Origin of the sequence: Allosaccharopolyspora coralli (assembly GCF_009664835.1) — a bacterium.
In the GTDB taxonomy this organism is placed as follows: domain Bacteria; phylum Actinomycetota; class Actinomycetes; order Mycobacteriales; family Pseudonocardiaceae; genus Allosaccharopolyspora; species Allosaccharopolyspora coralli.
The window spans coordinates 135,279-147,069 of the sequence record NZ_CP045929.1; the positions used below are offsets into that span (position 1 = coordinate 135,279).

Below are 11,791 nucleotides of genomic sequence, written 5' to 3' on the forward strand. Positions count from 1 at the left end.
GTGGACGAGATGGATTCCGAGCTGGCCAAGCGCATGCTGTCGGCGTCGACGGAGATCACCAAGGCCGCCCTGTCGGCCGACGACCCCGCCGACGTGTTGCCGCTCGTCGTGCGCCACGCCGCCGCGCTCGCCGAGGCCGACCTCGGGCTGGTGATGGTGCGGACCGACGACGGGCGCGTCACGGTGGAAGCGGCGCACGGCACCGCGCCCGGCAAGGCGGGCGACCCCGTCGGGTCGGTGCTCTCGGAGCGGTCGGCGGCCGCTCGCGTCGCCCGCAGCGGCGTGCCCGTCGTGGTCGACGACCTCATCGACGACCCGCTCACCGCCCCGTACGTCCCCCCGTCGCTGCGCGTCTACGGCCCGTTCGCGGTCGCCCCCTTCGGCACCCGCGAACGCAGGCTCGGTGCCCTCGCCGTCTACCGCCGTCGCGGGGCGCCGCCCTACACCCGGGTCGCCGTCGACGTGCTCACGTCGTTCGCCGCCCAGGCCGGGCTCGCGCTGGTGCTCGCGGAAGGCTCGACCGCGCGGCAACGCATCGCCGTGTACCAGGAACGGGAACGCATCGCCCGCGACCTGCACGACGTGATCGTGCAGCGCCTCTACGCGGCGGGCGTGCAGCTGGAGATCCTGGACCGGCGGTTGCAGGGCAGACTCGCCGACGCCGACGCCGACCGTCTCGCGGGCACCGTCGACGAACTCGACCAGACCATCGCCGAGGTGCGCGCCGCGGTCCGCACCCTGCGGTCGGGCGAGCCGGACGGACCCGACCACGCACCGGACCTCGCCGACTCGATCCGCTCGGAAGTGCAGATCGCCGCGGAACTGCTGGGCACGCCCCCGAAGCTGGAGATCGAAGGCGACCTGGCGACCGTCCCGGTCGGGGTGGCCGACCACGCCCGCGCCGCACTCCGCGAAGCTCTGTCCAACGTGGTCCGGCACTCCGGCGCACGGACCGTGCTGGTGCGGGTGCAGCGCTCGTCGTCCGGACTGAGGCTGCAGGTCACCGACGACGGGTGCGGCGTTCCGCGTGACGTCACCAAGCGCGGCCTGCGCAACCTGGAGGAACGCGCCGCCGCCGCCGGCGGGGGGTGCGTGCTCACGTCCTCACCGGACAGCGGAACGACGGTCAGCTGGGAAGTCCCGCTGACGAGCTGATCAGTTCCGGCGGCGGGCGACCCAGGCGGCGGCCTGCGTGCGGCGTTCCATACCGAGTTTCGCCAGCATCGAGGTCACGTAGTTCTTCACCGTCTTCTCGGCCAGGAACAGTTGCTCGGCGATCTGCCGGTTCGTCATGCCCTCACCGATGAGGTTCAGGACGTTGCGTTCCTGCTCGGTGAGCTCGGCGAGCGGATCGGGTTCCTCCGAGGTGGCCTTGCGCAACTGGTCGAGCACCCTGCCGGTGGTCACCGGATCGAGCAGTGACCGGCCGGCCGCGACCTCGCGGACCGCGTGCACCAGGTCCTGCCCGCGGACCTGCTTGAGCAGATATCCGGACGCGCCGGCGTTGATCGCCCCGACCAGCGCCTGTTCGTCGTCGAACGCGGTGAGCACGAGGCAGTACGGCCCGTCGTCCGAGGCCCGCAACCGGCGGCACAGGTCGAGACCGTCGCCGTCCGGCAGCCGCATGTCGACGACCGCGACCCCGGGGTGCGTGGCGCCCGCGCGCACCACGGCCTCGTCGACCCCGCCCGCCTCGGCGACGACCTCGATGTCGTCCTCGGAGTCGAGCAGGTCCCGCAGTCCCCGCCGCACGACCTCGTGGTCGTCGACGAGCAGCACACGCACGGTCACGACGATCACGCTACCGGGACGAGCTACCCACGGCCCCGCCCACCGGGCGTGAGCCGCCGCTCTTCCTTGTCAGCGGTGCAGCCCCTGAGCACTCACCACGTACGCAGCCGGACCACCCGCGGGTTCTCAGCGCCCTCCTCGCGAGGACAGCGATTTTCGCCGCGTAGGGCGCTACTCTAGAAATCGATCCCGCAGCGAGGAGGGCGCTGAGGTTCCGCCACCCGACGACCCACGCAGATCAACCCGCGCACCCCCGTCTCAGGGCGTGTACTTCGAGGCGACGTCTTTGACTTGATCCACCGTGTCGTGCGTCTGCTCGGCGACCTTTCGCCCCCCACGGCGCGCCTGGTACGCCAGGGACGGCTTGCCTTCGGTGTCCACGGCGGCGAGCAGCAGCCCGCCGATCAGGCCGAGGTTCTTGTAGAAGTGGATCTTCTGCTGGTCGCGCTGAGCCGAGTCCTCGTACTCCCAGAAGGCGTGGCCGACCACCGTGGTCGGTACCAGGCTGGTGATCAGGGCGAGCGCGGACAGGCGCGGCATCTTGCCCAGTGCCAGCAGCACACCCGCGCCGACCTTCACCGCACCGTCCACGCGTACCAGCGTCTCGGCGTCGGTGGGCAGCTCGTCCGGCAGCGCGTCACCGGCCTGGTCGGTGACCTTGTCGATCTTCGGTGCGGCGGCCTTCGCGTGTCCCTGCACGTCACGCAGGCAGTTGATACCCCCGACGATGAAGATCGAAGCGAGCAGCGGGCGGGCCACACGGCGGATGAGCATTCGAACAACCTCCTCGCGGACGGTCCCTCACGGGACCCAACTGATCCGACCGTACTCATGCCGCAGACGCGACGCTCGCCGTCGACCGGATGATCGTGACGCGCTCACCCGTGCGGAGCGTGCGCGTGGATCTCGTCCCACGCCGCGGCGACATGGCGCGCGCACAGCTCGGCGGACGCGCCGCCGACTCCCGTGCCCAATCCCGGCATCGCGACCGTGCGCACGACGCGGTGCACCGGGGTGCCGTCGTCGAGAGTCCCGTCCGACCACAACCGCAGCATCGCCCGCGCGCTCAGATAGGGGTGCACCGTGTCCGGGGGGAGCTGGTCGCCGGGTTCGCGCATCGTCGGAGCGCTGATCAGCCACTGCGGCGAGGGCACCCCGGTCGGCACGATCAGCGCCTCGCCCACCGGCAGCTCGCCACCGTGGAACGCGAGCACGGCGCTGCGCACCCGCTGCTCGACCTCCGGGAACGTGCGCGCGTACATGGCGTCGATGCCGCCGCGCATCCATCCGTACGAGTTCGCGGGGCTCACCACGGCGTCGGCGCGCACGTCGAGGACCGAGCCCTGGTGCGCCTCCACCCCGGGTCGGGTGGCGGCCAGCTCGGACCACGCGTCTGCCAGCGGCTCGTCCAAAGCACACAGGACGAGCCGCATCGGGGGTGTCGCCCGTTCGGCCGAGCTCTGCGACTCCGTGGTCACACCCACAGCATCGCAGGTAACCGCCCCGCTACGCGATCGTCTGGGTCACACTCGAACGTCCCAGCGGCGACCGACGGCGCCTTCCCCGGCCCGTAGGCTGGTGCCGTGCCGCGTATCACCTACCTGGGACCGCCGGGAACGTTCACCGAGCAGGCCACCCGCGCTCTCGCCGCCGACGCACCTTCCGACTGGGGTCCCGGTGCCGAACTCGTCCCGACGGACAGCGTCGCGCACGCACTCGCGCAGGTGCGGTCCGGTGCGGCACTCGCGGCGGGAGTTCCCGTGGAGAACTCCGTCGAAGGCTCGGTGTCGGCGACGCTCGACGCGCTCACCGTCGGAGATCCTCTCGTCGCCGTGTCGGAGCACGTGCTGCCCATCCGGTTCACGGTGCTCGCCCGCAAGGACACCGCGCTGCAGGACGTGCGCACGATCGCCTCGCACCCGCACGCGCTCGCGCAGGTGCGGCAGTGGATCAACGACACGCTCTCCGAGCCGGAGACGTTGATCGCGTCGTCGACGGCAGCCGCTGCCGACGACGTACTGGCGGAGCGGTGTGACGCGGCGGTCGTCGCACCGGTGGCCACGGAGTACTTCCCCGGACTGGTGCCGCTGGTGACCGACGTCGCCGACGTCACCGATGCCGTGACGCGGTTCCTGATGGTGACGCGTCCGGGAACGGTGCCGGGCCCGACCGGTGCCGACCGGACGTCGGTCGCCGCCGTGATCACCGACGACGTGGGGGCGCTGACGGACCTGCTCGCCGAACTGTCGCTGCGCGGGATCAACCTCAGCCGGATCGAGTCGCGGCCGACGAAGGACCGGCTCGGGGAGTACCGGTTCTTCCTCGACTTCGACGGCCACGTCACCGACGCCCGCGTCGGCGACGCCCTCGCGGGGCTCTACCGCCGGTGCACCGAGGTCCGATTCCTCGGCTCGTACCCGAGAGCCGACGGCGCCGCCGCGAGCGTGCGTCCCGTCGACTCCGAGGAGGCGTTCGACCGGTCCGCGCGGTGGCTCTCCGACGTCCGTGCGGGACGGCTCGCATGACGGGCTTGACCGCGTCGGGCGCGGCGATCCGCCTCGTGCTGGCCCGGCACGGGGAGACTCCGTCGAACCTGGCCCGAGTGCTCGACACGGTGCCGCCGGGTCCGGGACTTACCGACACGGGACGGGCGCAGGCAGAGGCACTCGCCGAGCGGTTCGGCGAGGAGAAGCTCGTCGCGCTGCACGCGAGCCGTGCGTTGCGGGCACAGCAGACGGCGGCTCCGCTGGCCGAGCGGGCCGTGATCGACCTCGCTGTGGCCGACGACCTCCACGAGATCTACGTCGGTGACCTCGAAGGGCGCGGCGACGACGAGAGCCGGGCGGTCTTCGACGCGACGTACTCCTCCTGGCATCACGGCAGGCTCGACGAGCGCATGCCCGGTGGCGAGACCGGCCGCGAAGCGCTCGACCGGTTCTGCGGCGCCGCCCAGCGCATCGTGGACGCCGCGACGGACGGCGTGGTCGTGATCGTCAGCCACGGCGGGATGCTGCGGCTGGTCGCGAACCTGCTCGTCGACGAGGTCGACGGAGCGCGGGCAGACGCCTCCTACCTGCCGAACACCGGCGCGATCGTCCTCGACGCCGACCTCGACGCCCCCACCGGCTGGCGCTGCCACACCTGGGACGGCCTCGCCCCGACGTGACCGCGTGGCAAATTCGCGCGAATTTGCCGCACCCGGTGCTGTGCGCAGCGGCGATGCCGGAGAGATTTCAGCGAAGGTGTGAATTCGCTTTCCTTGTGAGGCGTCCGCGGGTATGGCAGCGCGACGGACCCGTACTGGTCCACCCGTGGGGTCAGGTCCGCGGTGCCGGTGAATCGCCCCGCGAGCCGACAGGCTCAGCCCCAGCCGAGTTCGTGCAGTTTCGCGTCGTCGATGCCGAAGTGGTGGGCGACCTCGTGGACCACGGTGACCGCCACCTCGTCGACGACTTCCTGCTCGCCGGAGCACATGTCCAGCAGCGGTTCCCGATAGATCCAGATGTGGTCGGGCAGCGCTCCGCCGTAGTTGCTGTCCCGTTCGGTGAGGGCGATCCCCTCGTAGAGCCCGAGCAGCGTCGGGTCCTCCGGGTTGTGGTCCTCCACGAGCACGACGACGTTGTTCATCGCCGACTGGAACTCGGGTGGCAGCAGGTCGAGGGCGTCGGAGACGAGCTCCTCGAAGCGGGCCTGGGTCATCTCGACGGGCACGGGTCGTCGCCTTTCGTCAGCGCTCACCGGTGGCGGGCACGCCCGGTTCGACGGGTACCCGGTTCTCCGGCGCGGGTGCGTCGCCGACCTGGACCTCGCCCTGGATGCTGCCGGTGACGGGGGCGAGTCCGCTGCCGTCCGGAAGCTGTGCGCTGACCTTGCAGTTGACCGTCCGCGATCCCGCGTTCCAGCTTTCCTGCGACAAGGTGTCCCAATAGCCGATGAGGCCCTTGTCCTGCGTCGCGTCCGGGCTGCCCGCGAACTCGGCGGTGAGGTCGCGGCAGCGGTCGGCGAGGAAACCGTCCTGGTCCCCTTCCGCCGGGTACCCGCCCGGGAACTGGTCACCGAGGTTCACCGTGCCGGTGATCTCCACGGAGTGCGGCTGCCCGCAGTCGACCGGGTCCCAGACGTCCACCCCGTTGATCCCGAGGCAGCGTCCGACGTCATAGGTGTCGGACTGGTCCTGGGTGGCGACCGGGCCCACGATCGGGTACAGCGCTCCCGAAGGTCCGGGTTGCTGCAGTCCGCAGTGCAGCACTCGGTCGCCCTCGAACCACCCCTCTGAGCTCGGTGTGAAGGCACCGACGGCGAACCTGCCGTTCGGGTCGAGCCGGTCCGAGAGGAAGCGTTGCGACACCTGCGTGCACCGTTGCTGTTTGATCCGTTGCCAGGTAGCGGTGTCCGGGTAGGGCGCGTCGTCGCCGAACTGCTGGCTGAGATCGGCACGTCCGGTGACCTCGAACAGGTGCGGCTGTTCGCAGGCGACCGGGCCGAGGTCGGCGGCGTCGGCGGTGGTCCAGTTCAAACAGCTCCCGGGCCGTGCCTCGTAGACGGGGGCCGGTGCCGCGGCGGGGCCCTGCTGTCCGGAGCCACCGGTGGACGAGCCTCCGCCACCGCTGGTCGTCATCGGCCAGTTCAACACGGCGCTGACGACGAGCACGAGCAGCGCACCGAGCACCGCCGAGATCATCAACAGCCGGGTGTTGGGCTGCTTGCGGCGGCGGAGCGGGCTCGATCCGGTCATCGCGCACATCATGCCGAACCGGAGGGCGCGGTGCCCAACGCGGTGACGGATTCAGGGCGCGCGCCGTCCTCGCCGGCTGCGAGGTGAGAACGGTAGGTGCGACGAAAACGCCTCGAGGGGGTGTGCCGAACCGTCGTCCTGAGGGCAGGTGGACGACGGCGCCTGATCCGGAATCACCGGTTTGGGTAGTGTTGTGCCTGGGAGTGGTCGAAGACGGGAAGTGACGGGCCAGTGGCGAACGACAACGGGACCGGGAACCTCGGACCGGAGGATCCCCGCCAGGACGACCAGCAGGATCAGCAGTCCGGGGGCCGGATGCGGTTCCAGGACGCGGAGACGGCGACTCCGCGGGAGCCGACGCTGGCCGAGAAGCGTGCGCGAGTGGCCGCCGAGAAGCGCCGCGACGAGAAGGAACAGGCCGAGGTCGCCGAGGCGACCCGCAAGTCCGACCAGCGACGCAAGGTGCTCATCGGCAGCGGCGTCACCGTCGGTGTCGTGGCGCTCGTGGCCGCGTTCTACTCCGGATCGGCCTACAGCACCCAGAAGAACGCGGTGGAAGCCCAGTGCACGGTGCAGCGCGGAGGCGAGACGATCGCCCAGCCGGACGAGCACTGCGACGAGAACTACGCGCGCGAGAACGGCGGCCAGTTCATCGGCGGCATGTGGATGATGCCGATCTTCCTGCCCGGCGGCGGATTCGGCGGCTACCCCCAGCCAGGCCAGTACCGCTACAGCTACTCGTCGCCGGGCACGCAGGGAACCGCCCCCGGTCAGCGCGTCGCGAACCCGAACTTCAACGCGCCCTCCGGTAACACCAAGGTCACCACCAAGTCCGGCAGCACCGTGCAGCGCGGCGGCTTCGGCATCGGTAACAAGGGCCCCAGCGGCGGCTGACGGCCCTCCGGCACGAGCAGGGAGCACACACAGGTGCGGCGCAGGACGACACAACGGCGACCGGACTGGCAGGCGAAGGTGGAGGAACTGGGGCTCGTCTTCGGCATCCCCGCCCGCTACCCGGACGGGTCGCATCGCCCGTACTGGGACGAGTCGGCGCACTACGAGTTCACCCACGACGAGGTGCTCTCGCTGGAGGCCGACGTCGAGTTGATGCAGTCGATGTGCCTCGACGCCATCGACCACGTCATCACCACCGAGCGCTTTCGCGACTTCGGCATCCCCGAATGGGTGTGGCCGCACATCGCCGAGTCGTGGAAGCGCGGCGATCCGCACCTGTACGGGCGGTTCGACTTCCGCTACGACGGCTCCGGCCCGGCGAAACTGCTCGAGTACAACGCCGACACCCCCACTTCGCTGCTCGAGGCGGCGGTCGTGCAGTGGAACTGGCTGACCGAGTGCCACGAGGACGGCGACCAGTGGAACTCCATCCACGAGAAGCTCGTGGAGCGCTGGACGGAGATCTCCGAACGGCTCGCCACCCGCGAGGTGCACTTCACCTGGTCGTCCTCCGACACCAGCGGCGAGGACAACCTCACGTCGGCGTACCTGCAGGAGACCGCCGCCGAAGCGGGCCTGGACACCATCGGGCTGGCCATCGAGGAAGTCGGCTGGGACGAACTGCTGGAACGCTTCGTCGACCTCGAGGAAGCACCGATGGAGTCGGTGCTCAAGATCTACCCGTGGGAGTGGATGGTCGACGACGACTTCGGCAAGCACGCCGTGAACACGTTGCCGCGGACGCAGTGGATCGAACCGCTGTGGAAGATGCTGCTGTCCAACAAGGCGTTGCTGGCGGTCCTGTGGGAGATGTACCCGGGCCACCCGAACCTGCTGCCGACGTTCCTCGACGATCCGGGACTGCTCACCGAGTACGTCCGCAAACCGCGGCTCGGCAGGGAAGGCAGCAACATCCAGATCGTCGCGCCGGGCTGGGAAACCAGCACCGGCGGCGTCTACGGGCACGAAGGGTTCGTCTACCAGGCGTTCGACCCGCTGCCCCAGTTCGACGGGCTGCGCCCGGCGCTCGGCGCCTGGGTCGTGGGTGACCAGTCGGCGGGACTGGGCATCCGCGAGACCGTCGGGCTCATCACCGACGACGGTGCCGCGTTCGTCCCGCACCGCATCGTCGAGAGTTGAGCCGGCCGACCCCGACGCGTTCCGCTCGCCCCGGTGCGGCTAGGCTGACCTGCTGTGATCGACCTGAAGACGCTCCGCGAGGACCCGGAAGCCGTACGTGCTTCGCAGCGCGCCCGAGGCGAGGACGCATCCCTGGTGGACGCGTTGCTCTCGGCCGACGAGCAGCGCCGGTCCGCGGTCGCGCGCGCCGACACGCTGCGCGGCGAGCAGAAGCAGCTCGGCAAGCAGGTCGGCAAGGCTCAGGGTGAGGAACGCGACCGCCTGCTCGCCGAAGCGAAGGACCTCGCGGCGAAAGTCAAGGAAGCCGAAGCCGAACAGGCCGCGGGCGACGAGGCTCTGCTGCAAGCCCAACGCGCGATCCCGAACGTCATCGAGCCGGAAACCCCGCCCGGCGGCGAGGACGACTTCGTCACGCTCAAACACGTCGGCACCCCGCGCGAGTTCGACTTCGCGCCGAAGGACCACCTGGAGCTCGGCGAAGCGCTCGGCGCGATCGACATGGAACGCGGCGCGAAGGTCGCGGGCTCCCGGTTCTACTTCCTCACCGGCGTCGGAGCGCAGCTCGAACTCGCACTGATCAACATGGGCGTCGCGCAGGCGACCGCGGCAGGGTTCGACCTGGTCGTCCCGCCGGTTCTGGTGCGCCCGGAGATCATGGACGGCACCGGGTTCCTCGGCGCCCACTCCACGGAGATCTACCACCTGGAGGAGGACGACGCCTATCTCGTCGGCACCTCCGAGGTGCCCCTCGCCGGATACCACTCGGGCGAGATCCTCCAGCTCGACGAGCCGAAGCGCTACGCGGGCTGGTCGACCTGCTTCCGGCGCGAGGCGGGCTCCTACGGCAAGGACACCCGCGGCATCATCCGCGTGCACCAGTTCAACAAGCTGGAGATGTTCGTCTACTGCCGCGAGGAGCACGCCCGCGACGAGCACCAGCGGCTGCTCGCGTGGGAAGAGGACATGATGGCCAAGATCGAGGTGCCGTACCGGGTGATCGACACCGGAGCGGGCGATCTCGGCACGAGCGCCGCCCGCAAGTTCGACTGCGAGGCGTGGATCCCCACCCAGCAGGCGTACCGCGAGCTGACGTCCACCTCGAACTGCACGTCGTTCCAGGCGCGGCGGCTCAACACCCGCTACCGGGACGAGAACGGCAAGACCGCCATCGCGAGCACCCTCAACGGCACGTTGGCGACGACGCGGTGGCTGGTGGCGATCCTGGAGAACCATCAGCAGGAGGACGGTTCCGTGCGGGTGCCCCTCGCACTGCGCCCGTTCCTCGGCGGCCGCGAGGTCCTCACCCCGCGCTGACTCGGGACTCCCCCTGTTCACCCCACCAGGTGTGGACAACCCGCCTCCCCTGTGGACAGCCGGGTGGCAAATTCGCGCGAATTTGTCGTCACGCGGGGATGAGGCGGGTCGCGGTGTCCTTTTCGAGGGTGACGCGGACGAGGGCGGCAGCGAGGCGGGGCAGGTCGTCTCCCGGAACCAGGCCGGCCAGGTCCTTCGCCGCAGTGGGCAGACCGACACGTTTCGCGCCGTCCTGCGCCTTCTTGTCCAAATACGGCCGCAGCTCCGGCCACACGCCCTGCGCTTCGCGGCAAAAAATGTGCGCGCCGACGGGGCCGAGCTTCGGAATCTCCTGCAATGCCTTCGGAATCCCGTCCGGGTGCTCCCGACCCCGGCGCAGGTCCCCGCGATACCGGTCGAGCAACAGTTCCGCACCCTGACCGAGCGCGGTCGCGGTGCTCTCGTCGTAGCGCACGTAATGCCCGCGCCCGAGCGCGTCCACCCGCTGCTGCCACGTCGCGTCGAGCATCTTGCGCGGTGTGCCGAACACCGCCAGTTCCCGAGCAGCTGCCACGGCGATGTCCGCCTTGATCCGGGTGGACAGCAACACCGACAGCACCAGCAACCGATACAGCGGGGCGGGCTTGTCGGCGAGGTCGATGTCCGCCTGCTCGGCGTAGGTCGTGCCTGCGACGTCGAGCAGTTCACGGACCGTGGCGTCGTGGCTCTTCACGGCTCACCTCCCTGAGGTGCATGGGGAACTCGCGCGTGTGCCCGTAGGACACGGTCGTACGTGGCCAGCCGGGCATGGTGAGGGCTCCGGGGCGGGCCGTACCGGAGCACGTACCCAAGTTCCCAAAATGCGTTCTGAGGAGGGCTACCCCGGTCCGCGCCCGCTACACCTCACGATCGCAGTGAGGGCAGCACGTCCGAGGCGATCTCCTCCAGCACCGACTCCTTGCCCTCGTACGGCCCGTCGGGTCGCGGCCAGTGCGTGATCACGTCCGTGAAGCCGAGTTCCTTCGCACGCCCCACGACTTCCTTGTAGTACTCGGCGCTGGACAGCGAGTACGTCGGTGCGGCGTCGGCCTGCAGGTAGCGGGCCATGGGGCGCTTGCGGCCCACTTCCTCCAGAGTCTCGTCGAACGTGCGTGCCGTCGCGGCCACGCCACGCCACCACGCCTCGACGTCGTCCCCTCCTCGGCCGGTGGTCACCCACCCGGTGCCGTAGCGGGCGGCGAGTCGCATCGAGCGCGGGCCGTTGGCGGCCATCACGAACGGCACTCGTGGCTGTTGCACACATCCGGGCGAGCGACGTGCCTCGACGGCCTCGAAGTACTCGCCCTGGTAGGTCGTCACGTCCTGGGTGAGGATCTGGTGCAGCAGTTCGACGAATTCGGTGTAGCGGTCGACCCGCTGCCCCGAGCTCAGTCCCGCGGCGCCGAGGACCGTCGCGTCGAACCCCACCCCGCCCGCGCCGAGCCCCACGGAGAACCGCCCGTCGGACACGTCGTCGAGGGCGGTGAGTTCGCGGGCGAAGTGGGCCGGGTGCCTGAAGTTCGGCGAGGCGACGAGCGTGCCGAGCCGGATCTTCGAGGTGACGGTCGCGGCGGCCGTCAGCGTCGGCACCGCGTCGAACCACGGCTTGTCCACCAGCGAACGCCACCCGAGGTGGTCGTAGGTCCACGCGTGGTGGAAGCCGTACTCCTCGGCCATCCGCCACAACGGTTCGGCCGCCCACCAGCGGTGTTCGGGGAGAATCACGATCCCTGCGCGCACCCCGGCGACCGTACCGGCTCGACGGGGTGGGCGACGAGGGGTCCGGGCAAGGTGGTGAACATCGCACCGGCTCGCCGCCGTGTTCGGGCATGATGAACG

General features: G+C 70.2%; 13 protein-coding genes. 6 read left to right on the top strand and 7 right to left on the bottom strand.

The window, feature by feature from the left end; genetic code table 11:
* Window positions 1–9 precede the first annotated feature (9 nt).
* Entirely contained in the window at window positions 10–1,155 is a 1,146-nt protein-coding gene (locus GIY23_RS00595; protein WP_154078507.1) for a GAF domain-containing sensor histidine kinase, read from the top strand.
* Here GIY23_RS00595 and GIY23_RS00600 read toward each other — a convergent pair whose 3' ends face one another.
* From GIY23_RS00600 to GIY23_RS00610, 3 genes are all read right to left on the bottom strand, one after another.
* Window positions 1,156–1,791, bottom strand: a complete 636-nt coding sequence (locus tag GIY23_RS00600; RefSeq protein WP_187351976.1) for a response regulator — start codon at window positions 1,789–1,791, stop codon at window positions 1,156–1,158.
* A gap of 258 nt (window positions 1,792–2,049) precedes the next feature.
* Window positions 2,050–2,565 carry a DoxX family protein gene (locus GIY23_RS00605; RefSeq protein ID WP_154074876.1) on the bottom strand — a complete coding sequence of 172 codons (516 nt, stop codon included), beginning with the start codon at window positions 2,563–2,565 and terminating at the stop codon, window positions 2,050–2,052.
* Between the two features lie 104 nt (window positions 2,566–2,669).
* Window positions 2,670–3,224: a macro domain-containing protein gene (locus tag GIY23_RS00610; protein WP_154078509.1), complete on the bottom strand. Its 555-nt coding sequence runs from the start codon at window positions 3,222–3,224 to the stop codon at window positions 2,670–2,672.
* Between the two features lie 150 nt (window positions 3,225–3,374).
* Between GIY23_RS00610 and pheA the strand changes: the two genes are divergently transcribed.
* Together pheA and GIY23_RS00620 are read left to right on the top strand one after the other, a co-directional pair.
* Window positions 3,375–4,316, top strand: a complete 942-nt coding sequence (gene pheA, locus GIY23_RS00615) for a prephenate dehydratase (RefSeq protein ID WP_154074877.1) — start codon at window positions 3,375–3,377, stop codon at window positions 4,314–4,316.
* The gene (locus GIY23_RS00620; protein WP_154074878.1) at window positions 4,313–4,957 is read left to right on the top strand and encodes a histidine phosphatase family protein; all 645 of its coding nucleotides are present in this window, start codon (window positions 4,313–4,315) and stop codon (window positions 4,955–4,957) included. Before pheA ends, GIY23_RS00620 begins: the two co-directional genes overlap by 4 nt.
* A gap of 194 nt (window positions 4,958–5,151) precedes the next feature.
* Here the strand turns inward: GIY23_RS00620 and GIY23_RS00625 are convergent, their stop codons facing one another.
* Together GIY23_RS00625 and GIY23_RS00630 are read right to left on the bottom strand one after the other, a co-directional pair.
* Complete coding sequence (locus GIY23_RS00625) at window positions 5,152–5,502, bottom strand: metallopeptidase family protein (RefSeq protein WP_154074879.1); 351 nt, start codon at window positions 5,500–5,502, stop codon at window positions 5,152–5,154.
* A gap of 16 nt (window positions 5,503–5,518) precedes the next feature.
* The gene (locus tag GIY23_RS00630; protein WP_154074880.1) at window positions 5,519–6,526 is read right to left on the bottom strand and encodes a septum formation family protein; all 1,008 of its coding nucleotides are present in this window, start codon (window positions 6,524–6,526) and stop codon (window positions 5,519–5,521) included.
* A 231-nt stretch (window positions 6,527–6,757) separates the two neighbouring features.
* Between GIY23_RS00630 and GIY23_RS00635 the strand changes: the two genes are divergently transcribed.
* The 3 genes from GIY23_RS00635 to serS are packed head-to-tail and all read left to right on the top strand — an operon-like array spanning window position 6,758 to window position 9,934.
* Window positions 6,758–7,420, top strand: coding sequence for a hypothetical protein (locus GIY23_RS00635; RefSeq protein WP_228717470.1), 663 nt, complete (start codon window positions 6,758–6,760; stop codon window positions 7,418–7,420).
* A 33-nt stretch (window positions 7,421–7,453) separates the two neighbouring features.
* On the top strand, window positions 7,454–8,620 hold the full coding sequence (locus tag GIY23_RS00640; protein WP_154074881.1) for a glutathionylspermidine synthase family protein: 1,167 nt from the start codon (window positions 7,454–7,456) through the stop codon (window positions 8,618–8,620).
* Window positions 8,621–8,674: 54 nt separating this feature from the next.
* Window positions 8,675–9,934 carry a serine--tRNA ligase gene (gene serS, locus GIY23_RS00645; protein ID WP_154074882.1) on the top strand — a complete coding sequence of 420 codons (1,260 nt, stop codon included), beginning with the start codon at window positions 8,675–8,677 and terminating at the stop codon, window positions 9,932–9,934.
* Window positions 9,935–10,022: 88 nt separating this feature from the next.
* Here the strand turns inward: serS and GIY23_RS00650 are convergent, their stop codons facing one another.
* Complete coding sequence (locus GIY23_RS00650) at window positions 10,023–10,646, bottom strand: endonuclease (RefSeq protein WP_154074883.1); 624 nt, start codon at window positions 10,644–10,646, stop codon at window positions 10,023–10,025.
* A gap of 170 nt (window positions 10,647–10,816) precedes the next feature.
* A complete protein-coding gene (locus GIY23_RS00655; RefSeq protein WP_154074884.1) occupies window positions 10,817–11,692 on the bottom strand; it encodes an LLM class flavin-dependent oxidoreductase in 876 nt (291 codons plus the stop codon).
* Window positions 11,693–11,791: the final 99 nt, after the last annotated feature.

Excerpts from the sequence above, each read along its gene's own strand:
- GIY23_RS00630 (WP_154074880.1), bottom strand. The coding sequence starts at position 6,526 with ATGACCGGATCGAGCCCGCTCCGCCGCCGCAAGCAGCCCAACACCCGG.
- GIY23_RS00605 (WP_154074876.1), bottom strand. The coding sequence starts at position 2,565 with ATGCTCATCCGCCGTGTGGCCCGCCCGCTGCTCGCTTCGATCTTCATC.
- GIY23_RS00595 (WP_154078507.1), top strand. The coding sequence starts at position 10 with ATGGATTCCGAGCTGGCCAAGCGCATGCTGTCGGCGTCGACGGAGATC.
- GIY23_RS00610 (WP_154078509.1), bottom strand. The coding sequence starts at position 3,224 with ATGCGGCTCGTCCTGTGTGCTTTGGACGAGCCGCTGGCAGACGCGTGG.
- GIY23_RS00620 (WP_154074878.1), top strand. The coding sequence starts at position 4,313 with ATGACGGGCTTGACCGCGTCGGGCGCGGCGATCCGCCTCGTGCTGGCC.